Consider the following 22,415-nt stretch of genomic DNA (forward strand, 5'->3'; position numbering starts at 1 on the left):
TTTCTGCCGTGGGAGGCACCCGGTGCGGTACAGGTTCATGGTGGCGGTCCTCGCGGCGGCGGTGCTCGGCGCGCCGAGTGTCGCCGCGGCGGCAGAGTCACCGGCGTCGTCCGGAGCGCAGCTGGTCAGCGACCCGTCGGCGTACGTCGACCCGCTGATCGGCACCGGCAGCGGTGGCGGCTCGGTCGGCGAGATCAACAACTTCCCCGGCCCGGCGACGCCGTTCGGGATGATGCAGTTCTCCCCGGACACCCAGGGCTCCTACGCCGGCTACCAGTACCACAGTGATCAGATCCGAGGTTTCAGCCTCGACCACGCCTCGGTCGGCTGCACCGCGTTCGGCGACGTGCCGATCCTGCCGGTGACCGGCGACGTCGGCTCGGCCCCGTGGGACCGCGTCGAGCACTTCACCCACGACGACGAGCAGGCGGCGCCCGGCTACTACGCGGTGACACTCGCCGATTCGAAGGTCCGCGCGGAGCTGACCGCCACCACGCGCACCGGCCTGGCCGCGTTCACCTTCCCGGCGGGCGCCACCGCGCAGGTGCTGGTCAAGGGCGGCGCGAGCCTGGCCGGGGACACCCACGCGGACCTGAAGGTCACCGGCGACCGCGAGGTCAGCGGCTCGGCCACCACCGGCAACTTCTGCGGCAAGGGCAACAAGTACACCGTCTACTACGACATCACGTTCGACCAGCCGTTCACCGCGCACGGCACGTGGGACGGCTCGTCGGTGAAGCCGGGCACGGACTCCGTCGACTCGCCGAAGGCCGGCGCCTACCTGACCTTCGGCGCGCAGAAGCTGGTGCACGCCAAGGTTTCGATGTCCTACGTGGGCGTCGACGGCGCGAAGGCCAACATGGCGGCCGAGGTCCCGGGCTGGGACTTCGACGCCGTGCGTCAGTCCACACGGGACACCTGGTCGGACACGCTCGGCAAGGTCCGCGTCGCGGGCAAGGACCCCGCGCAGCTCAAGACCTTCTACACCTCGCTGTACCACTCGCTGATGCACCCCAACACGTTCAACGACGTCGACGGGCGCTACATCGGCTTCGACGACAAGGTCCGGACGCTGCCCGCCGGGCACACGCAGTACGCCAACTTCTCCGACTGGGACACCTACCGCACCCTCGCGCCGCTGCAGGCGATGCTGTTCCCGAAGCAGGCCAGCGACATGGCGCAGTCGCTCACCAACGACGCGGTGCAGGGCGGCTGGTGGCCGCGCTGGCCGATGGCGAACGACTACACCGGCCAGATGACCGGGGACAGCTCCGTGGCGCTGATTTCGAGCCTGTACGCGTTCGGCGCGCGGGACTTCGACGTCAAGACGGCGCTGAAGTACCTGGTCAAGGGCGCGACCTCGGTGGACCAGACGCCGGGCGCGTACCAGGAGCGCCGGGGCGTCGCGGACTACGTGGCCCGCGGGTACATGCCGAACAACGACGCCTCCCGCGGCGACCACGCGCGGGTCGGCGCCTCGATCACCCTGGAGTGGGCGATCGACGACTTCGCGATCGCGCAGTTCGCCCAGGGCATCGGCGACCGCGACGTCGCCCGTGAGTTCACCCAGCGCGGCCAGAACTGGCAGAACGTCTTCAACCCGGCCACCGGCTACCTCCAGCCGCGCGGGGAGGACGGCCGCTTCCCGGACGGCCCGGCCTACCGGCCCCCGCCGCCGGGCGAGTTCGGCCAGGACGGCTTCGACGAGGGCAACGCCGCGCAGTACACCTGGCTCGTCCCGCAGGACCCGGCCGGGCTGGTCACCGCGATGGGCGGCCCGGCGAAGACCGCGGCCCGGCTGGACACGTTCTTCCAGAAGCTGAACGTCGGCCCGAACGAGCCGTACATGTGGGCCGGCAACGAGCCGGACTTCGGCGTGCCGTGGCTGTACAACCACGTCGGGCAGCCGTGGAAGACGCAGCAGGTGGTGCGGGAGATCGCGACCACGCAGTTCAGCGCCACCCCGGACGGCGAGCCCGGCAACGACGACCTCGGCGCGCAGTCGTCCTGGTACGTCTGGGCCGCGCTCGGCATCTACCCGGGCACGCCCGGCACGCCGGACCTGGTCGTGCACAGCCCGCTGTTCGAGCGCGCCGTGCTCACCCTGCCCACCGGGCGCACCATCGACATCCGCGCGCCGAAGGCGTCGGCGACCACGCCGTACGTCCAGGACCTGCGGCTGAACGGCCGGGACTGGGACCGCACGTCGCTGCCCGCCGGCACCGCGCACGACGGCGCCCGGCTGGACTTCACGCTGTCCGGGCAGCCGGACAAGGGCTGGGCCGCGGGCAGCCAGCCACCGTCCTATCGGGACAGTGAGAAGCCGTTCCTCGCCTCCGCGGACAACCAGGTGGCGGTCGCGCCGGGCACTACCGGCCAGGCGACGGTCACCGGGCAGCGGCTCGGCGGCCACGACCGCACGCTCGACGTCACCGCGAAGGCGCCCGCCGGTCTCAGTGTCACGGTGCCGCGTCAGCTCCGGCTCGACGACCGGACGGGCGGCGGGAGCGTGAAGCTGTCGGTTTCCGTGCCGGCCGGGACATCCGAGGGTTATTACCCGGTGCCGGTGACCGTCCGCGGCAGTGGCCCCGCCGTGACCACTTCGGTGATCGTGCTGGTGGCGCCGAAGGGCGGGCTGGCCGCCGCTTACGGCAACGTCGGCATCTCCGACGACGGCGACGCGGGCTCGGCGGACTTCGACACCGCGGGCAACAGCCTGTCCCGGCAGGCGCTCGCGGCCGCGGGCCTGGTCGGCGGGAAGACGGCGCAGGCCGTGGGCACGTCGTTCACCTGGCCCGCGGCGCCCGCGGGCCGTCCGGACAACGTCGTGCCGTCCGGTCAGGTGATCGACCTGGCGGGCCACGCCGCGACCCGCCTGTCCTTCATCGGCACCGCGACGAACGGCGACCACCGCGCCACCGCCACGGTCACCTTCACCGACGGCACCACCGCCCAGTCGGACCTGTCCTTCGGCGACTGGGTGCTGCCGGGCGGCGGCACGGACCCGGTCTTCGGCAACACACTGGTCGCGCGCGCCGACCACCGCAACCAGCCGGGCGGAGAGGGCGGCGCGGCGTCGATCTACGCTACGGCACCGTTTGTGGTGCCTGCGGGTAAGCAGCTTGCGTCGGTGACGTTGCCGGTCGCGGCGGACTTGCACGTTTTCGCGCTGGGGCTGGGGTGAGGTTGGCGGCCACCGCCGCGGTTCAGGCCGGTATCCGGCTCGCGACGACCGTGGCCGCCCGCACGGCGATGCCGCACATGGTGGCCGGGTCGTCGTCGTGCGCGGTGGTCCCGACCCGCACGTACTCGTCGGCGGTCACCTCCACGAACACCAGACAGCTCTGCGAGGCACCGACCTGCATGACTGCGGTCACCGCGTGGTGCCCGGCGATATCGGGCGCCGGCTTGGCCAGGGAGCCCTCGAAGTCCATCTCGTGGCCGGCCTGGTCGTTGTCGATGATCGTGACGCTGTAGTCGTCGCCCGCGCACAACGGGTGCAGGTCGGTACGGCGCTCCGGCGTGGTGTCGGAGTCCTGTTTGAGTTCCGGCACGTCGGCCGGCTTGAGCAGGGTGCACGGGTCGGTGCCCGCGAGCGGCGTCCCGGTCTTGCCGGACCCACCCGTGGGTGCCGCCGTGGTGCCGCCGGCCCGGGTCGCCGGGCTGCTGAGGCCCGGCGGATCGTCGTTGCAGGCCGAGAGCCCCAGCCCGCAGGCCAGGACCACAGCCGTCACCATCGCACGTCGCATTGAGTTTCCCTCGAATCCGGAAAGCGCTACTTCTTGACCGGGTAGGCCATCGGGGTCCGGTTGTCGCCCTCGGAGACGCCGATGGCCGCGTACTCGCTCACCCAGTACGGATCGACGCCGACCTCGGTGGACAGGTCCTTCCCGGTCTTGGCGTCGAGCGCGATCGGCTTCCCACCCTGGGTGGTGCCGTAGAGGACGCCGTGCCAGGCGACGAGCACGCCGGGCGCGACCCGGTTGGCGGCCTGGTCGGGCAGGCTCCAGAGTTTCCGCGCGGTCGCGGCGTCGTAGCCGGTCAGTACACCGGACATGGAGCAGGCCAGCACGGATTGCTGGTCGTAGAAGCAGTCACCGTAGCTGGAGACCGCGGAGCCGTAGTCGCCGACGAGCCGGGTCTTCTCGGCGCCGGTGGCGGGGTCGAGGAACACCAGGAACGTGCCGCCGTGGACGTTCTGGTCGATCTTGGCCTTCTGGTCGACCACGACCAGCGCGGGATCGGCGGTGACGACGTCGAGCGAGTAGGAGTCCTTGGCGGCGGCCCATTTCTCCTGCCCGGTCACGACGTCGAGGGCGGTGATCTGGCTCGTGCCGCTCTGGAGCCCCTGGCTGTGATCGACACCCGCCAGGGTGTCTCCATGGACGCTGCCGCCGGTGTAGTCCTTGCGAGTCCACAACGTCCTGCCGGTGGCCGGGTCCAGGCCGACCGTGATGTGCTGCTCGTCCTTGTCGTAGCCGGCGATGACGGCCTTGTCCGTGACGCCGACGACCTTGGTGACCGCGTTGCCGGCGTCGGCGTATTCGTCGGTGGAGACCTTGGTGTCGGTTTGCCACGCCTTCTTGCCGGTGGCGGCGTCGGCGGCGAGCACCGTGAGCGCGACGTAGCCCGGTGTCGTGCCCTGTTCGGGGACCGCGACCGGGACCGCCGCGACGGCGAGCTTGCCGGTGACCACGGGCGGCCGCGGCCCGGTGGTGTTGACGAACGGGCCGCTCTGGTTGTCCGGGTCGCCGGGCAGGCCCTCGATCGGCGCGGCCCACTGCTGCTTCCCGGTGAGGACGTCCACGGCGGTCAGCCCGGTCGGCGCGACGATGTAGGCGGTGCGGTCACGCAGGGTGAGAAACCGCGCGGTGACGCCGCCCCCGACGTTGGTGCTGAAGGACGTGGTGGGCAGGGGGACGCCCGCGGCGGCATCGAACGCGATGGGCGGGTCGGCGGTCGTGGCCGCCGGGGCGGCGGGTCCCCCGGACGGGGCGACCACATCGGACCGGGGTGACCGGGGTGACTGCGGGGCCGGCCCGCTGCCGCAGCCGGCGGCGGTGATCACCGCCGCCAGGCAGGTCATGGTGGCCAGTACTCGCCGCATCTGTGTGTTCTCTCCCCAAAAGTGCTGCTCCGGGCGATCGGCATCACCGTAGGCAAAGGGGTCCAACAGCTTTCTAACACTCGCGTAAAGTACGGCCCGGTTATGGACTTCTCAGTGCTCGGACCGGTACGGGCGTTCCTGGACGGGCGCCCCGTCCCCCTCGGCGTTCGCAAGCAGCGGTTCGTCCTCGCGGTGCTGCTGCTGGAAGCCAACAAGCACGTGCCGGCGGACCGGCTGATCGAGCTGGCCTGGCCGGAAGGCGAGGCGCCGAACACCGCCCGGGCCGTCATCCACACCCAGATCAGCCGCCTGCGCGCGACCTTCGCCGGGAGCGAGGACGTCACGCTCGTGCGCGAAGGGTCCGGCTATCAGTTGAGCATCGACCCCCTGCGGATCGACCTGTTCCGGTTCCGCGCCCTGTGCACGCGCGCCCGGGCCGGCACCGGCGAACGCCGGATCGAGCTGCTGGAGGAGGCGCTGGCGCTCTGGGAGGGACCCGCGCTCAGCTCGGTGGCCACCGAGGACGTCCGGCTCCGGGTGGCCGCGCCGCTGGAAGAGGAGCGGCTGGGCGCGCTGGAGGACCGGTTCGAGGCGTACCTGCGGCTCGGCCGCCAGGCCGAGGTCATCCACGAGCTCGCCGAAGCGGCCGCCGGGCACCCGCTGCGCCAGCAGCTGGTGGCCAAGGTGATGCTCGCCCTGTACCGCCTGGGCCGCACGTCCGAGGCGCTGGCCGCCTACCAGCGGCTCTACCAGCGCCTCGACGAGGAACTGGGCCTCGAACCGGCGCCCTCGGTGCGTCAGCTCCAGGTGCGGATCCTGCGCGACGACCTGTCGCTCATGCCGTTCACCGGACCCCGCCAGCTGCCGCCGGACGTCGACCACTACAGAGGCCGCCACGACCACCTGGACACCCTCGCCGGCCTGTTCGATCCCGAGGGCCAGGCCCTGGCCGTGGTCGCGATCACCGGCAAGCCCGGGCTGGGCAAGACCGCGCTCGCGGTTCGCGCGGCCCACCGCCTGGCCGCGCGGTTCCCGGACGGGCAGCTGTTCGTCGACCTGCACGGCGCCGGCCCCCGGCCGCGCGACCCGGCGGAGGTCCTGGCCCGGTTCCTGCGCGACCTCGGGGTCGCCGGCGCGGACCTCCCGGCGTCGGTGGAAGAACGGATCGGGCTGTTCCGGGACCGCACCGCGACCCGCCGCGTGCTGGTGGTCCTGGACAACGCCGCCGGCGAGGAGCAGCTGCGCCCGCTGGTTCCGGGGAGCCCGGAGTGCGGGGTGCTGATCACCAGCCGCCGCCGCCTCACCGGGCTGGACCTGCGTGGCCTGATCGACCTCGACGGCCTGGCCGACGCGGACGCCCTGGCGCTGCTGACCGACCTGGAGCCCCGGGTCGCCGACACGTCGCGCGAGTCCGCCCGCAAGATCGTCCGGCTCTGCGGCGGCCTGCCACTGGCCCTGCGGATCGTGGGCGCGAAGCTGCGGTCCCGCCCGCACCAGACGGTCGCCGACCTGGCCGCGCGGCTGGCGGACGAACGCGATCGGCTGGACGAGCTCGTCGGCGGCGACCGGGAGGTCCGGGCCAGCTTCCTGCTCAGCTACACCGGGCTGGAACCCGCCCAGCAGCGCGCTTTCCGGCTGCTGGCGGCCATGCCGGACACCGGTTTCGCGGCCTGGGCGGCGGCCGCGGCGCTGGGGGAGGACTTCCGGACCACGGAACGCCTGCTGGAAAGCCTGGTCGACGTGAACCTCCTGGAGTGCGGACGCGGCGAGTTCACGCCGACCCGGTACCACTTCCACGACCTGATCCGGCTGTACGCCAAGGAAAAGCTCTCGCCACCGGATCGCGCGGCGGTCTGGTCGAGGCTCACCGACGCCTACCTGCACCTGGGGAAACTCGCGGACGCCCGGCTGGAGTTCGGCGGCCTGCACCAGTTCACCCCGCCGCCGCTGGCGCTGGACGCGCCCCGGCTGGTGGATGACGTGAAGCGGAACGCGCCGGCCTGGCTGGCGGACGAGCACGCCGCGATCGTCCACGCGGTGGAACTGTCGGCGGCGGCCCGCGACGATTTGACGACCTGCCGGCTCTCGGCGACCGTCGCGGCCTTCCTGGAGCTGCGCGCCCAGTGGAGCGACCTGAAGCGCGTGGCGGAGCTCAGCCACGCCGCGGCGACCAGAATGGACAGTCCGTACTGGACCGCCTATGCCCTGTTCGCGCTCGGGCTGGCGGCCAGGGAGACGCGGGACTTCGCGACCGCGGAGCACTCCTTCCGGGCCGGTCTGGCGATCCTGCCGCGCGCGGGCGATCCGTTGCTGGAGGTCGTCACGCTGTTGTCGGTGGGCGTGTCCCACCGGCTGCTGGGGCGATGGGACGAGGCGGCGGCGTTCTTCACCGGCTGTCTGTCCAGATTGGACTCCCTGGCCGCACCGCGGTGGCGGGCCTATGCCCTGCGGGAGTACGGCGTGCTGCACCGTTACCGGGGCGAGTGGGCGAAGGCGAAGGAGTTCTTGACCGAAGCCATCACGACGTACCGTTCGCTCGGCGACGTGCGGTGGGAGGCGGCCAGCGGGCGCGAACTCGGGATTGTCCATCAGGACGAAGGGAATCACGCGGCGGCGGCCGACCAGCTGACGACCAGCCTCGAGGCCCTCAGGAGCGTGGGCGACCATCGGAGGGAAGGCGCCACGCTCCGCTGCCTCGGCTGGGTGGCGCTGGAAGCGGGCAGCCTTTCCGAAGCCCTCGCGTATGCCCGGCAAGCCCGGGAAACCCTCGGGCAGACGCTGGACACCCACGGCCTGGCCTGTGCGGAAGTGCTGCTGGGCGACATCCAGCTCGCGCTGGGCGACCCGGCGGCCGGGCGTGCCCACCTGGACCGGGGAGTGGCCTACCTCGACACCGCCGGCGATCCCCGGTGGCGTGGGAAGTCCAGGCTCAGCCTGGGCCGCCACCTGGCCGCGGCGGGCGATCACGCGGGCGCCCGGGCGGCGTGGGAAAAAGCGTCGGCCGACCTGTCCCGGATCGGCGCCCACGAAGCCGCGACGGTCCGGGCCCTGCTGGACCGGTGAGCCGGGCGGTACGGGCACGAGCCCGCCCCGGCCCTGGCAACAGGGTCCCTGGCAACGTCCCCGGCAACAGGGTCCCGGCGTCAGCGGCTGCGGACGACCCGGCGCTCGTCCCAGACCGGTTCCGGGGTTTCGCGCACCACGCCGTCCGAGCCGAAGACCAGGTAGCGGTCGAACGACTTGGCGAACCAGCGGTCGTGCGTCACGGCCAGCACGGTGCCCTCGTAGGCCTCGAGCCCGTCCTGCAGGGCCTCGGCGGATTCGAGGTCCAGGTTGTCCGTCGGCTCGTCCAGCAGCAGCGCCGTGGTCCCGGCCAGTTCCAGCAGCAGGATCTGGAACCGCGCCTGCTGGCCGCCGGACAGCTTGTCGAACGGCTGGTCGCCCTGGCGTTCCAGCTCGTAGCGGCGGAGCATGGCCATCGCCGCGCCGCGGTCCTTGGCGTGGCCGGTCCACAGGATGTCGACCAGCGGCCGCCCGGCCAGCTCCGGGTGCGAGTGGGTTTGCGCGAAGTGACCGGGCACGACCCGCGCGCCGGTCTTCCACAGGCCGGTGTGCGCGACGTCCCCACCCGCCAGCAGGCGCAGGAAGTGGGACTTGCCCGAGCCGTTGGACCCGAGCACCGCGACCCGCTCGCCGAAGAAGACCTCCAGCGAGAACGGTTTCATCAGCCCGGTCAGCTCCAGGTTCTCGCAGGTGACCGCGCGGACGCCGGTGCGGCCGCCGCGCAGCCGCATGCGGATGTCCTGGCGCCGCGGCGGCTCCGGCGGCGGGCCGGCCTCCTCGTACTTGCGCAGCCGGGTCTTGGCGGCCTTGTAACGGGACGCCATCTCGTCGCTGCGGGCGGCGTACTGCTGCATGTCCAGGACGAGCTTCCGGAGCTGCGCGTGCTTCTCCTCCCAGCGCCGCTTGAGCTCGTCGTACCGGGCGAACCGCTCCTGCCGCGCCTCGTGGTAGGTGGCGAAACCGCCGCCGTGCACCCACGCGTCGGAGCCGGCCGGGCCGGGCTCGACGCTGACGATCTTCTCGGCCGCCCGCGCGAGCAGCTCCCGGTCGTGCGAGACGAACAGGACGGTCTTCCTGGTCTCGTGCAGCCGTTCTTCCAGCCAGCGCTTGCCCGGCACGTCGAGGTAGTTGTCGGGCTCGTCCAGGAGCAGGACCTCGTCCGGGCCGCGCAGCAGCGCCTCCAGCACCAGGCGTTTCTGCTCGCCGCCGCTGAGCGTGCGCACCTGGCGCCACTGCGCCTTCTCGTACGGGACGCCGAGCGCCGCCACCGTGCAGACGTCCCAGGTGGTCTCGGCCTCGTAGCCCTGGGCCTCGGCCCAGTCGCTCAGCGCCTGCGCGTACTTCATCTGCGCGGCTTCGTCGTCGATGGTCATGATCAGCTCTTCGGCCACGTCCACGGCCGCCGCGGCTTCGCGGATGCGCGGCGGCGCGACCGAGACCAGCAGGTCGCGCACCGTCCGCTCGTCCCGCACCGACCCGACGAACTGCGCCATCACGCCCAGCCCGCCCGAGGACGCCACGGTGCCCTGGTGCGCCTGCAGATCACCGGCCAGCAGGCGCAGCAACGTCGTCTTGCCCGCGCCGTTCGGGCCGACCAGCGCGACCACGGCCCCGTCCCCGACCCGGAACGACACGTCGCCGAGCAGCGGCCGCCCGTCCGGCAGGTAGTAGTCGACGTGCGCCGCCTCGAGATGACCCATGGACGCGGAGTCTACGGACCGGGCCGCCCGCGGTGCCGCCTATTTTCCGGCGAGCATCGGCAGCGCCACGAAGTCGGCCAGTGCCCGCTGGCCCGCGATGTTGGCGTGGATGCCGTCGCCGTTGTCGTAGGCCGGGTCGATCCGGTTCGGCGCGAGCGGGTCCGCGAGCACCTGGTCGAAGTCGGCCGTGGCGGTGCAGGTGCCGGAACAGTTGTTGCCCCGCTTGACGAACAGGCCGACGGTGTGCCGGTCGCGGTTGTTCTGGTCGGAATACCCCGGGCGCGGCGTGACCGGGGTGACGTAGACCTTGATCCCGGCGTCGCGCAGCCGCTGGAAGGCCTGGTGGTAGCTGTCCAGGATGGGCGCGGCGGTGCAGTTGTCCGCGAGGTCGTTGGTGCCGTAGTAGTAGATCACCGCGGTGACGCCGTGCAGCGCGAGCACGTCGCGGCTCAGCCGGCTGAGCGCGTCCAGGCCCTTGACCCCTTCGGGCATGCCCGGGCACGCGGCCGAACTGGTGGTGCCGCCGATGCCCGCGTTGGCCACGGCCAGCTGCTCCCGGCCGGGCAGTCCGGCGACGATGCGCCGGGCCAGGTCGTCGGTCCAGCGCCGGTTGGTCCCGGTCTCGGTGCAGCCGGGCCCGCAGTTGGTGCTGCCGGTGCCGTCGACGACCGAGCTGCCGAACGGCACGATCGTGCCCTTCAGCGCGGGGTTGCGCACGTCCACTGCACTGACCAGATAGGTGGCGCCGACCTTCCGCGTGTACGCGGCGCCGCCGGGGTCCGCGACGTGCGAGCCGGAGCCGGGCGGCGTGAGGTAGTTGTCCCGCAGCGCCGACGTGTGCTCTCCCGGCACGGCGGTGCCCGCGACGTACATGCTGATCGCCACGTCCTGGTCCGGCGAGGTGACCAGGGGAGTGTCATCGCTCCAGGCCTCACCGCCCGCGGGCACCGTGACGGCCGGGCGGCCGCCGAAGGTGACCGGCTTCGGCGCGGTGACCGCCGGCGCGCCCGCGCTGCGCCCCGCCGTGACCTGGTCGACGGTCAGCGGGGCGGTGCCGAACGTGTTCTGCACGCGCACCCGGATCGCGTCGCCGCCCTGGCTCAGGTGCGTGATCATCCGCAGCGACTGGTGGTTCAGCGTGACGCCGGCCAGGCCCTGCTGCGACTGGGCCCACGAGGTGAACCACATCCGCGCGGCGCCCTCGGCCCCGGTGGAGGAGCCGAGCAACGCGGTGAGCGCCAGCGTCGCCACCGCGGCGAGGGTGATCGTTTTTCCCCTGAGTCCCATGGCTTTCCTCCCGGTCACGCGAGGGTGAGGTGCACGGAGTGGTGGCCGGTGGCACCGGCGGGCAGCAGCGGGCGGCTGGGGCGTCCGTCCACAGTGCACGAGACGACCCGGGTGCCGTCGCCGTCGAGGACGAGGTCCACTGTGGCTTCGCGGTAGCGCAGCCCGAGCAGGCTGACCCGGCCCCAGCCCGCCGGCAGGCAGGGCGCGAACCGCAGGCCGTCCTCGGTGAAGTCCAGCCCGCACAGGCCCGAATAGAGCAGGCGCAGGAACCCGCTGGCCGACCACGCCTGGTCCGGCTGGGAGGTGAACCGCTCGAGTTCGCCGCTGCCGCCGGTCTGCCAGCCGCCCTGCACGGCGCCGGTGCGGGCGTCGTAGATCTCGTAGAAGTTGCCGCCGGTGCCCGAAACCAGCGTGGCCAGGTCCGTCACGGCGCGGCCGAACAGGTCGGCCCGGCCGCCCGCCGCGGCGGCGTGCCCGAAGAACGAGTGCACCATCGGCCAGACGACAGTGTTGTGCCGACCCGGTTTCTCGTCGCTGAACATCGGGAAGTGCGGGCGGCTGTTGGCGATGCCGCGCGGCTCCCACTGCGCGTTCGCCAGTACCTGCCGCGTCCGGCCGGCGTCGGTGACGCCCAGCAGCACGGCGAACGCGAGCCCGGCGCCCTCCTGCGAGACGTCCAGCTGCCCGGCCAGCGCGCCGGTCCCGTGCACGAAGTAGCCGAAGCCGTCGCCGTGCCACAGACGGGAGTTGATCGCCGTGCGCAGCCGCGCCGCGTCGGCCCGGTGAGCGGCGTCGGGCTTGCCCACGGCGCGCGCCATTCCCGCCAGCGCGAGGAAAGCGCCGTGGTAGAGGCAGTTCGTGGACAGGCACAGGAGCTTGGCGGCGTCCGGGTAGTCGAGCACGAACGACGAGCGGATGCCCGGCTGCCACGGCGGCGCCGGGTAGCCCGCGATGCCGTCGTTCATGAAGCTGGGCCCCTCGAACAGCCCGGCGGCGGCGTTGAAGTTCGCGGCCTTGCGCGCGGCGACGGTGTTCACGCCGATCTCGTAGGCGTCGGCCAGGAACGCCGCGTCCCCGGTGACCAGGTAGTGGTTCCACGCGCCGAGCACCCAGACGACCTGGTCCCACCACTGGTTGTCCTGCTGCACGATCAGGCTGCCGTCGTCGCGTTTGTCCACAACGGACAGCAGCGTGTTCCGGCCGACGGCCGCGCTGAGCAGGCTGCCGGCGTTCCACGCATTCACGGCCGCGTCGCGCGTCCAGCGCTGCGGTGAGGGGTAACCGCCGCCCGCGCGGATGAACGTGCCGGGCGGGTAGGCGAGCCGGCCCGAGTGGTTGTAGGTCGGGGGATCGGCGTACGCGGTGTTGATGCCGACCAGGTCGGTGAGCGCGGCTTCGTGGAGCGCGGCCAGCAGGTCGCGGGTCGCGGGCTCGGCGAAGACCAGCGACGGCAGGGTGTAGTCCACCCGCAGCGACGGCGGCTTGCCTTGCGGGGGCTTGTTTTCTTCGGCGGCGGACGCGGGTGGCGCGCCGAGGCCGGTGGCCCCGGCTCCGGCGACTCCCGCGGCTCCGGCGAGGGCGAGGAAGCCCCGCCGGCCGACCCTGGGTTTGCCGTTTTCGGCCCGGTCGTTTTCAGCTCTGCCGTTTTCAGCCTTGTCGTTCTGGCCGGCCATCGCGCTCCCCGTTTCGGGACATCCGCTGGTGACATCGTTGTCAAGTGGGACGTCAACGATGTTAGGGGCGGATTCGGCCGGTGGGCAGCGGTGGCCGCGGTTCTGTCCGGTTTTGTCCGCTCGTCACCCTGATGCCCGCACGGCGGGAGGCCCGGGTGGGCGGCTCCCGCCGTACGGGGGGACTCAGCCGGTCGCGAGGACCTTCAGGCGGGAGATGTCCGCGCTGAAGGTGTCCTGGTCGATCGGGGTGGAGCTGTACTGCCAGAAGGTGTAGAAGCCCCACTTGTAGGGCAGCGTGCCGGCCGAGGAGGCGTAGCGCGCGACCCAGAGCGGGTTGGTGGAGCTGAAGTCGCCGCCGTTGCCGGTGCACTGGCTCCACCAGCTGGTCGCGGTGTAGATGACCGGCCAGCGGGTGGTCTTCTTGTGGTACTCGTCGCTGAAGGCCTTGATCCACGAGACCATCGCCGACGTGCCCAGCCCGTAACACGCGGAGTTCGGGCCCCACTCGATGTCGAGGGTGCCGGGCAGGGTCTTGCCGTCCTTGGACCAGCCGCCGCCGTGCGCGACGAAGTAGTCCGCCTGCGCGGCGCCGCCGCTGAGGTCCGGGCGGCCGTAGTGGTAGGCCCCGCGGATCATGCCGACGTTGTACGAGCCGTTGTACTGCTGGGTGAAGTACGCGTTGGTGTAGCCCGTGCCCTCGGTGGCCTTGACATAGGCGAACTTCTTGCCGGCGCTCCAGTAGGAGGCCCAGTTGACGTTGCCCTGGTAGGAGCTGACGTCGATCCCCGGCACGCTGGCGTCCACACTGGACGGAACGGCGCCGGGTGACGTCACGCTGTCGTGCGCCCGGATCGAGGCGCCCATCTCGTGGTTGTCGGACGTGTCGGCGGCGGTGGTCCCGGCGGCCGCCGCGCCGCCCGCGGTCACGACCGTCACCGCGGTCGAAACCGCGAGCGCGGCGCCGAGCAGGCGGCGCCACCCCCATCTTGCTGATGACATGGATGTTTCCCTTCGAGTGCCCTCGCGAAGCGCGGCTTTGCAGGGCCGCGCGGGTTGATTCTGTTACACCGATATGTGGAATGTCACTGCTCCATGTGAACCAATTTTCGGATGCGCGTGGAACGTGTCAATCGGTGACAAGGCCGGCCGGGTGTCGCAAATTGAGACCTGCGGGCCCTTCGGGATGCGGTGTGGTGAACGTCCCGCCCCCGCCACGACAGGAGCGTCCACGGATGTCCCAGGAGACCCACGAAGTGGCACCCCCGTCGAGCGCGCGGCAGCTGCGGACCCCTTCGGCGCTGGCGCTGGCCGACCTGGCCGCGATCTTCGACGACCTCCAGTTCACCCTGCGTTGCTGCGAGCGCCTGCTCACCGAGCTGGAACGCGGTCCGGACGGGCTCGACGCCGTGCTGGTCGAGTCGCTGTGGGTGTCCGCGCTGAACTCGTACGCGCGGTGCTTCCGCCCCGGCGAGCGCGGCATGGGCCTGACCGGGAAGGACCTCGATGCCACGGGTGTGCAGGGTGAGGTCGTCGAGTGGCACGGCCTGCTGGGCCGGATCCGCGACTTCCTCATCGACGGCGCGGTCAACCCGCGTGAGGCCTACTCGGTCGGAGTTTCGCAGGCGCCGACCGGGCGGCCCGACGGCATCGTCATCACGTCGGTGCCCCATCCGCTGGTCGACGAGGTCACGGTCCGCCAGACCGGCCGGCTGGCCTTCGAGCTGAGCCGCCTGCTGGACGAGCGCATCAAGGAGCACCAGAAGAAGGTCTTCGCGGGCGTCGAGGAGATGTCGGACGAGCAGCTCGGCGCGTTGCCCGCCATCGAGGTGGCTGCCGCGCCTTAAGCCCGCGGGTTGTCAGAGCTGGACGTCCGCCGCGGCGAACAGGGTGCGGGCGCACAGGTCCCGCAGCTCCTCCTGGGTCACCGTCTGGTGGTCGAGCCAGTGCAGGATCGCCTCGCTGGCGAACATCAGCCAGCCGCGCACGGCCAGCCGCGTCGCCTCCGTGACGGTGGTCAGCTCGCCGAGCGCGGTCAGGATCCGCTCGGCGTTGACGGCGGTCGCGACTTCGCGGATCTCCTGGATCTCGCGGTCGGTGCCGCCGGCGGCCCGGTGCACGATCCGGTAGCCGTCCGGGTGCGTGCGGGCGAACTCCAGGTAGACGTCGAGCCCCGCGCGCAGCTGCTCGACGACCGGCAGCGCGGGGTCCGGCTCGCTCATCGCCAGCAGCTCGTCGCGCTGGGTGCGCACGATCTCCGCGAAGAAGTCCTTCTTCGTCGGGAAGTAGTGGTACAGCAGGCCGCGCGAGACCTCCGCGATCTCCGCGACCTCCTCGATCCACACCTCGTCGTACTGCCGCTTCGCGAACAACCCGGCGCCGATGGTCAGGAGCTGCTCCCGCCGTTGCGCGGTGCTCAACCTGGTCCGCATCCGCCCATCTTACTTGACACGGGTTCAGTAGGACGGGATGGTGAAACTATTGGATCTGGGTTCAGTAGGAGGCGTTCGTGGACACCACCGGCATCCCGCACCGTCCGGGCCGGCTGCCCGTGCTCGGCGACCTGATCGGCTCGAACCCGCGCACGCCGTTACAGGACACCGTGCGCCTGGGCCGGCAGCTGGGCCCGATCTTCACGCGCCGGCTGATCGGCCTCGAGCTGGTCTTCGCCTCCGGGATCGACCTCGTCACGGAGCTGAACGACGAGAAGCGGTTCACCAAGCACGTCGGCCTCGGCGTCCGGAACCTCCGCGCGATCGCCGGCGACGGGCTGTTCACCGCCTACGGCACCGAGCCCAACTGGCGGTTCGCGCACGACATCCTGATGCCCGCCTTCACCGGCGAGGCGATGCGCGGCTACCACCCGATCATGGTGGACGTCGCGCGTGAGCTGGTCGCCTCCTGGGACGCCAAGGACTCGGTCGACGTCGCCGCGGACATGACCCGGCTGACGCTCGAGACCATCGGCCGCGCCGGCTTCGGGTACAGCTTCGGCTCTTTCGAGCGCGAAGAGCCGCACCCGTTCGTCACGGCCATGATCCGCGCGCTGCGCTTCGCTCAGATGCAGGGCATCAAGCTGCCGTTCGTCCGCCGCGCGCTGGCGGGCTCGGTGAAGCAGAACCGGGCCGACATCGCGCTGATGAACACCGTGGTGGACGAGGTGATCGACGCCCGCCGCCACGACGACGACCCGGGCCGCGACCTGCTGGGGCTGATGCTCAGCCAGAGCCACCCGGAGACCGGCGCGAAGCTGGACCCGGTGAACGTCCGGAACCAGGCCATCACCTTCGTCGTCGCGGGCCACGAGACGACGTCCGGCGCGCTGTCGTTCGCGCTGTACTACCTGACCCAGCACCCGGAACTGCTCGCCCGGGCGCGCGCCGAGGTGGACGCCGTGTGGGGCGACCGCGAGCCGGCGTTCGCCGACGTGATGAAGCTCCGCTACGTCCGCCGTGTCCTCGACGAGGCGATGCGCCTGTGGCCCACCGCGCCGGGATACGCCCGCGAAGCGCGTGAGGACGTGCTGCTGGGCGGGCGTTATCGAATGCGCAAGGGGGACTGGGTGCTCGTGCCGCTGCCGCTGCTGCACCGCGACCCGGCGGCGTGGGGCCCGGACGCGGAGTCCTTCGACCCGGACCGCTTCGAGCCGGCGGCGGTGAAGAAGCGCCCGGCCCAGGCGTACAAGCCGTTCGGCACGGGGGAGCGCGCGTGCATCGGCCGCCAGTTCGCCCTGCACGAAGCCGTGCTGGCGCTGGGCATGGTGCTGCAGCGGTACGACTTCACCCCGGACCCGGCCTACCGGCTGAAGATCGCCGAATCCCTGACCCTGAAGCCGGAGGGCTTCCGGCTGGGCATCCGGCCCCGCGCGGCCGCCGAGCCCCGGACCGCCGCGGCGTCGCAGACGGCCTGATCAGTCCGATGTAGACGGTGCTCCGGACATCCGCTGTGGTGGCCTCCGCCTCGGGCCGGGGCCGGGCGGCGTCGGGATCAGCCGCGCTGGTACTCCTCCCAGGTCAGCTTCGGGGTGACCGCCGGGCCGTCGTCGGCGCCGTGGTCGGCCAGGCCGTTGTACCCCAGGTAGTAGTCGCCGGCCTGGTGCTGGGCGCCGGAGGACAGGTCCGGGTCGGACAGCGCGATCGCGTGCACGTGGTAACCCCAGTCGCCCTGGGACGGGGTGCGGACCCAGGCGGCGAAGCCGACCTTGCGCAGGTTCTTCGCGATGTTCGTGCGGGCCGCGGCGGACAGGCCCGCCACGGAGACGTCGAACGCGCCGCCGCCGTCGTGCGTGCCCGCCGAAGCGTCGACCCCGCCCGGGTTGTAGGAGCCCTGCGTGAGGCCGACCTGAGAGCCGAGCAGCCCCTCCGCGGCGACCAGCATCGCCTTGGTGCGGGCGTTCAGCGTGACCCCGTGGTAGGTGACGTGGCTGCCGGCGGAGATCACGGCGGTGACGGTGAAGCGGCTGGCGCCGAGCTTCTCCAGCGACGTCTTGCCCGGCAGTCCCGAGGCGTCGATTCCGGTGTAGCCGAGGGACTTCTGGTACTGCGAGTAGGCCGTGATGGTCGTGGTGCCGAAGTACCCGTCGACGTACTTGGGGTCCAGCAGGCCCTTGGCGTTGAGGGCCTGTTCGACGAGCAGGACGCCGTCGTGCGCGCCCGGCGTCTGCGTCGAGTCGGCGCGGCGCGGGTCGATCTGGGCGGCCTTGAGCACGGCTTCCATGCTCACCGCGGGCAGTGCCGTGGTGGCGGCACCGGCTTGGGCCGGCGCCGCCACGGTGAGTGCGATGAGTGCCGTCAGTACGGCGACTTTCGTGCGCATCCCTGTCCTCCTGATCCGTGTTCTGCTACGGCTGGAGGATCACGGAACCGGATACAAGGGACGTACAAACGGCACTCGGCCGGCGCTCAGTCGGCAACCAGCACCCGGCGTCCCAGCAAGCCGGTGCGGCCGGTGCCGCGCTCCTGCTGGCGGCGCACCAGCCACCGCCCCGGCGCGACGCCGCTGCCGCCGTGCTCGGGGTGGATCAGGTACGCCGGCGCGGTGTTCTCGAAGACGGCGATGCCGAGCCGCAGCGGGTCGTGCAGGTCGGGCGTCCACCGGCAGGTGCCCGGGTCGGCGACGAGTGTGTGCGGGTTGTTGCCCGCGACGCCGCGGACGAGTTCGATGCCGCCGGGCGGGACGGGCTCCCCGTAGCCGCCCGCCATGGCCCGGACCGTGTTCGCGACGAGCGCCAGCGGCACGACGATGAGGTCGCCCTGCGCCTGGAGCCCGTCGAGCACGGGGACGGTGGTCTGGCGTTCGAGGTGGTCCAGTACGTCGAGGCCGGTCCGGTCGAGCAGTTGCGCGAGGTCCATTGTGGTCACCTTGGGTGGGAGAAGGGTCAGGTACGGCGGAGAAGGCCGGCGTACTGGGCTCCGGTGAGCCCGTACGACCAGCCGGCGGCGTCGAGCGCGTCGTCGAACCACGGCGGGACGTGCAGCCCGTAGCGGCGGCGGGTGCCGTCGCGTTCCTGGGAGCCGTTGACCGCCAGTAACAGCCGGGCGGACGCGCCTTTCTGCCGGTACGGCGCGTCGTAGAGCAGCAGTTCGGCGCCGGGGTTGCCCGGGTCCGGCGCCCGGGCCACGAGCGAGAGCCCGGCCTGCGCGATGAACTCCGGCCAGCCGATCCGCTCGATCGCGCACCGGCGGACCTCGGTGTTGCGCTCCTCGGTGATGCGCTCGGCGGTCGGGGATTCGATCACCCATGGCGGCACGGCTGTGCCATGCCAGGCGTAGCACGACCAGCCGTCGCGGAAGAGCACGGCGGGCCCTTCCGCGTTGTGCAGCCGGATTTCGCCGTACGCGCCGCCGGCGATCGGCTCGGTGTGGATCTCTTGTGGACGGTCGGACAGCACGCAGACGTCTTCGCGCGGCCACCACCAGCCGCAGGACCGGGCCAATGCGGCCCACAGCCCGAGGTGCGCGGTGTCGGACGCGCTGAACCGCGCGCCCAGCCGGCGGTGGATGTCGTAGTGCGCGATCCAGTGCGCTTCCTGCTGGCCGTACCAGCCGAACCGGGGCCGCGCGGGCAGCGCGGCCCGGATCAGCCCGGCCACGGACTCGTGCACGCTCTGCCGGAGCGCCCCGTGCACACCGGCGTCCAGGACGGTGCGCAGGGGAGTGCCGGAACGCAGGGCTGTCAACGGTTCGGCCGGCTCCTCCAGCCGCCGGCCGAACCCGTCGCGGTCGACGTCGAGGTGGCGTTCCAGCCGTCGCCGCAACGTCCACAGTGCACCGGCGATCCGGCTCTCCAGCGGCACCGGGGCGGTGGTGGACAACACCGGGTCCGGCGGCAGGTGCCTCCTGGCCGCGGCGGGAGAACCGACCCAGACGAACCGCGGCGGCGGACGGTGGTGCAGCGCGTAGAGCGAGACTGTCGCGGCCTCGGCCGCCGCCCGGTCCGCGGGCGCGCAGGACAGCGCGTGCCCCAGCCATTCGGCTCTCAGGCCGACGGCACGGAACCAGCGTTCCCGGTCAAGAGATTCTTGCTCAGGGGGTTTTCGGTCAAGAGAAGCGCGGGCACCCGGCCCGCGAGGCGCGGTCACAGCGCGAGGGCGGACACGCCCTTTCCATCAGACATACCCCGATCATGACAGGCCGGGGACTCTGTTGGCAACGGCCCGAAGAAAACGGTTGGACGGCTTCGCGGGGCTTTGGCACAGTGGCACACCATGACCGACGTCGAGGTGGTGACCGCCGCGGACCTGCGGCTCATGCAGGGCCTGGCGCAGCGGGTCGCCGCCGCGCGCCTGGACCTGGTGAACGCGGACGCCTCGTTCGGCGGGCTGGGCTGGAACTGGGGCAAGGGGCACGCGAGTGACGGCGAGAGCCGGCCGCGCCGGTTGTGGTTCTCCGGCGGGGAGCTGGTGGCCTGGGGCTGGGCCCAGCTTCCGCGCCAGGTGCGGCGCAGCGACGGTTCGGTGCAGGACATCACCGGCGCCTATCTCGCGTATCAGGTCCATCCCGATCACGCCGGGCTGGTCGACGAGGTGATCGGCTGGTACGACGACACCGCGGCGGGCCTCGAGCGCACGGTGGTGCCGAGCGCCGCCGACGAGTTCGGCCTGAATCGGTGGGCGGCGCACGGTTACGAGCCCGACCTGGCCGAGCTCGGCGACACGGGGTCCTGGACCCAGCTCAACGAGCGGGACCTCACCGACCTGGAACCGCCGGTGCTGCCGGACGGATTCCGGTTCCGCACCGCCGGCGAGGCCGGGCCGGCGGCCGCGGTCCGGGCTCACCTGGACGCCTGGCCTCGCTCGGCTTACACGGCCGAGAGTTACCAGGGCGTCCGGCGGACGCCGGGGTACCGCGACGACCTGCACCTCCTGGTGGAGGCGCCGGACGGGACGATGGCGAGCTCGACGATCATGTGGCTCGACGAAGTGAACAAGACCGCCGAGTTCGAGCCGGTCGGCACGCGTCCGGACTACCGGCGGCAGGGGCTGGGCCGGGCGATGCTGCTGCACGGGATGCACCTGGTGAAGGCGGCCGGGGCCACGCAGATGACGGTCGCATGCCTGGGGGCACCGGGGCATCCCAAGGCGCGCGGGCTGTACTACAGCGTCGGGTTCCGGGAGTTGTCGCGGGACGCTCCATTGATCAAAAACGACTGATCAAAAATCCCTGAGTCCGGCTGGAGCAGACACCTCAGCCGAGCTGGGCCTCCGGCCCGATCTCGATCGTGGTGCCCGGCTGGTGCAGCTCCAGGACGATGATCTCGTTCGCTCCCTTACGCCACAGTGGCTTCGGCGCGTAAAGAGTCCGTTGTGGACCAACCTTCCAGTAGCGTCCGAGGTTGAACCCGTTGAGCCAGACGATGCCCTTCTCCCAGCCCGGCAGCGCGACGAACCCGTCCGCGGGCTCGCCGACGGTCGCCGTGGCGCGGTGGAAGGACGGCCCGGGGCCCGGGGCGTCCGTGGTGAACACGAGCCGGGACAGGTCGTCCAGCGGCAACGGCCGGATCTCCCAGCCGAACAGCTTCTGCTGCGTGTTCATCGCGACCCAGCCGTCGATGCCCTTGCGGTCGGCCAGGTACGGGCCGTAGTTCACCCGGCCCATCGCGTCGACCAGGATGTCCAGCTGGTTCTCCGGCTCCTCGAAGGTCAGCGCGACGGTGCCGTCCGGTGAATTGCGATCGAGCACCCCGATCTCGTTGCCACCGGCGAAAACCAGCGCCCGGTCGGCGAGCCCGTGGATGCCCAGCGTGCCGGAGTGCGGGCCCTGCACCGTTGTCCGGTAGTGGATCAGGCCGGTCGACTGGCCGACGCTCTCCATCGGCTTCGGGTTCGCCGAGCGCACCGGCCGTGACAGCGCGTCCAGCGAGCCGAGCAGTGACGCGGTCGCGTCCGGCCGCACCGTTTGGGCGGGCAGCCGAGGCGAACGTCCGGGGAGCGGGCCGCCGGGCACCTTCGTGTACTTGCCGATCACGTCGCGCAGCGCGGTGAACTTGGCGCCGAGGTCGCCGGCCTCGCCGACCGGGGAGTCGTAGTCGTAGCTGGTGACCGTCGGCTGGTAGGTGGCGCCGGAGGTGTTGGCGCCGCTGGTGAAACCGAAGTTGGTGCCGCCACAGGCCATGTACAGGTTCACCGACGCGCCGGTGGCGAGCAGGGTGTCGACGTAACCTGCCATCTGCGCCGGGTCGCGCGTGTGGTGCGGCTCGCCCCAGTGGTCGAACCAGCCGTCCCAGAACTCCGCCATCATCACCGGCTTTCCGGGCTGGAACTTCTTCAGCGCGTCGATGCTCGGCTTCGGGTCGCCGTCGCCGGTGCCGACCTCCAGCGTGCCCGGCAGCGAGCCGAACCGCATGAAGAACTCGGACGCGCCGTCGGCGACGAACAGCAGGCTGTCCATCCCGCGGGCCCGCAACCCGTCACGCAGGTGCGCGAGGTAGCCGGTGTCGTTGCCGTAGCTGCCGTACTCGTTTTCGATCTGCGCGGCGATGACCGGCCCGCCGTGCTGGGCCTCCAGCGGCGCGAGCCGCGGCACGAGGTGGTCGTACCAGGCGTCGACGGCCCTGAGGTACGCCGGGTCCTGGCAGCGCAGCTCCAGCTCCCGGTCGGCGAGCAGCCACGACGGCAGCCCGCCGAACTCCCACTCCGCGCAGATGTACGGGCTGGGCCGCACGATCACCCGCAGGCCCAGCTCGCCCGCGAGGCGGATGAACCGAGGCAGGTCGCGCCAGCCGGTGAAGTCCGGCGCGCCCGGTGTCGGCTGGTGGAAGTTCCACGCCACGTAGGTCTCGACGGTGTTCAGGCCCAGCGCCCGCAGCCGCTCCAGCCGGTCGCGCCACTGGTCCGGGTGAATCCGGAAGTAGTGGATCGCGCCGGAGACGATCTGGAACGGCTTGCCGTCCAGCAGGAACCGCTCGCCGGAGACGCTGAGCCCTCGCCGTCCCTGCGCTCCGGCCGGACCGGCGAACACGGTGCTACCCAACACCGTGCTACCCAACACCGTGCTGCCCACCACCGTGCTGCCCAGCCCGGTGGTGGCCGCGGCGAGGAAACTCCTCCTGCTGACTGGACTCATGGGACGCGGGACCTTCCGTTCCGGG

At 71.7% G+C, this 22,415-nt stretch carries 16 protein-coding genes; 5 read left to right on the forward strand and 11 right to left on the reverse strand.

Annotated features, from left to right (window positions below; translation table 11 throughout):
* The first annotated feature begins 22 nt into the window (after positions 1-22).
* The gene (locus OG943_RS06085; protein ID WP_328608692.1) at positions 23-3,184 is read left to right on the forward strand and encodes a GH92 family glycosyl hydrolase; all 3,162 of its coding nucleotides are present in this window, start codon (positions 23-25) and stop codon (positions 3,182-3,184) included.
* Between the two features lie 22 nt (positions 3,185-3,206).
* Here OG943_RS06085 and OG943_RS06090 read toward each other — a convergent pair whose 3' ends face one another.
* Together OG943_RS06090 and OG943_RS06095 are read right to left on the reverse strand one after the other, a co-directional pair.
* Positions 3,207-3,749 carry a DUF3558 family protein gene (locus OG943_RS06090; RefSeq protein WP_328608693.1) on the reverse strand — a complete coding sequence of 181 codons (543 nt, stop codon included), beginning with the start codon at positions 3,747-3,749 and terminating at the stop codon, positions 3,207-3,209.
* 26 nt (positions 3,750-3,775) lie between these two features.
* Complete coding sequence (locus OG943_RS06095; RefSeq protein WP_328608694.1) at positions 3,776-5,107, reverse strand: outer membrane protein assembly factor BamB family protein; 1,332 nt, start codon at positions 5,105-5,107, stop codon at positions 3,776-3,778.
* 102 nt (positions 5,108-5,209) lie between these two features.
* Between OG943_RS06095 and OG943_RS06100 the strand changes: the two genes are divergently transcribed.
* Complete coding sequence (locus OG943_RS06100) at positions 5,210-8,170, forward strand: AfsR/SARP family transcriptional regulator (RefSeq protein WP_328608695.1); 2,961 nt, start codon at positions 5,210-5,212, stop codon at positions 8,168-8,170.
* An 80-nt stretch (positions 8,171-8,250) separates the two neighbouring features.
* Here OG943_RS06100 and OG943_RS06105 read toward each other — a convergent pair whose 3' ends face one another.
* The 4 genes from OG943_RS06105 to OG943_RS06120 form a co-directional block, all read right to left on the reverse strand.
* Positions 8,251-9,870: an ABC-F family ATP-binding cassette domain-containing protein gene (locus OG943_RS06105; RefSeq protein ID WP_328608696.1), complete on the reverse strand. Its 1,620-nt coding sequence runs from the start codon at positions 9,868-9,870 to the stop codon at positions 8,251-8,253.
* Between the two features lie 39 nt (positions 9,871-9,909).
* Positions 9,910-11,157, reverse strand: coding sequence for a GDSL-type esterase/lipase family protein (locus OG943_RS06110; RefSeq protein ID WP_328608697.1), 1,248 nt, complete (start codon positions 11,155-11,157; stop codon positions 9,910-9,912).
* Positions 11,158-11,171: 14 nt separating this feature from the next.
* Positions 11,172-12,830 (reverse strand): MGH1-like glycoside hydrolase domain-containing protein, encoded by a 1,659-nt coding sequence (locus OG943_RS06115; RefSeq protein ID WP_328608698.1) that lies wholly within the window; start codon positions 12,828-12,830, stop codon positions 11,172-11,174.
* 183 nt (positions 12,831-13,013) lie between these two features.
* Entirely contained in the window at positions 13,014-13,829 is an 816-nt protein-coding gene (locus OG943_RS06120; protein WP_328608699.1) for a GH25 family lysozyme, read from the reverse strand.
* A gap of 233 nt (positions 13,830-14,062) precedes the next feature.
* Here OG943_RS06120 and OG943_RS06125 point away from each other — a divergent pair, with 233 nt between their 5' ends.
* Entirely contained in the window at positions 14,063-14,674 is a 612-nt protein-coding gene (locus tag OG943_RS06125) for a hypothetical protein (RefSeq protein WP_328608700.1), read from the forward strand.
* A gap of 12 nt (positions 14,675-14,686) precedes the next feature.
* Here the strand turns inward: OG943_RS06125 and OG943_RS06130 are convergent, their stop codons facing one another.
* Complete coding sequence (locus OG943_RS06130) at positions 14,687-15,259, reverse strand: TetR/AcrR family transcriptional regulator (protein WP_328608701.1); 573 nt, start codon at positions 15,257-15,259, stop codon at positions 14,687-14,689.
* Positions 15,260-15,336: 77 nt separating this feature from the next.
* Here OG943_RS06130 and OG943_RS06135 point away from each other — a divergent pair, with 77 nt between their 5' ends.
* Complete coding sequence (locus tag OG943_RS06135) at positions 15,337-16,737, forward strand: cytochrome P450 (protein WP_328608702.1); 1,401 nt, start codon at positions 15,337-15,339, stop codon at positions 16,735-16,737.
* A gap of 77 nt (positions 16,738-16,814) precedes the next feature.
* On the opposite strand, the gene OG943_RS06140 is transcribed toward OG943_RS06135, so the two are convergent.
* The 3 genes from OG943_RS06140 to OG943_RS06150 form a co-directional block, all read right to left on the reverse strand.
* Positions 16,815-17,642 carry a peptidoglycan-binding domain-containing protein gene (locus OG943_RS06140; RefSeq protein ID WP_328608703.1) on the reverse strand — a complete coding sequence of 276 codons (828 nt, stop codon included), beginning with the start codon at positions 17,640-17,642 and terminating at the stop codon, positions 16,815-16,817.
* Positions 17,643-17,728: 86 nt separating this feature from the next.
* Positions 17,729-18,178 (reverse strand): hypothetical protein, encoded by a 450-nt coding sequence (locus tag OG943_RS06145; protein WP_328608704.1) that lies wholly within the window; start codon positions 18,176-18,178, stop codon positions 17,729-17,731.
* Between the two features lie 26 nt (positions 18,179-18,204).
* A complete protein-coding gene (locus OG943_RS06150; protein ID WP_328608705.1) occupies positions 18,205-19,407 on the reverse strand; it encodes a DUF6745 domain-containing protein in 1,203 nt (400 codons plus the stop codon).
* A gap of 126 nt (positions 19,408-19,533) precedes the next feature.
* Here OG943_RS06150 and OG943_RS06155 point away from each other — a divergent pair, with 126 nt between their 5' ends.
* Positions 19,534-20,478 (forward strand): GNAT family N-acetyltransferase, encoded by a 945-nt coding sequence (locus OG943_RS06155; RefSeq protein ID WP_328608706.1) that lies wholly within the window; start codon positions 19,534-19,536, stop codon positions 20,476-20,478.
* A 34-nt stretch (positions 20,479-20,512) separates the two neighbouring features.
* Here the strand turns inward: OG943_RS06155 and OG943_RS06160 are convergent, their stop codons facing one another.
* Positions 20,513-22,390 carry a glycoside hydrolase family 35 protein gene (locus OG943_RS06160; RefSeq protein ID WP_328608707.1) on the reverse strand — a complete coding sequence of 626 codons (1,878 nt, stop codon included), beginning with the start codon at positions 22,388-22,390 and terminating at the stop codon, positions 20,513-20,515.
* Positions 22,391-22,415: the final 25 nt, after the last annotated feature.

Source organism: Amycolatopsis sp. NBC_00345, assembly GCF_036116635.1.
GTDB lineage: Bacteria > Actinomycetota > Actinomycetes > Mycobacteriales > Pseudonocardiaceae > Amycolatopsis.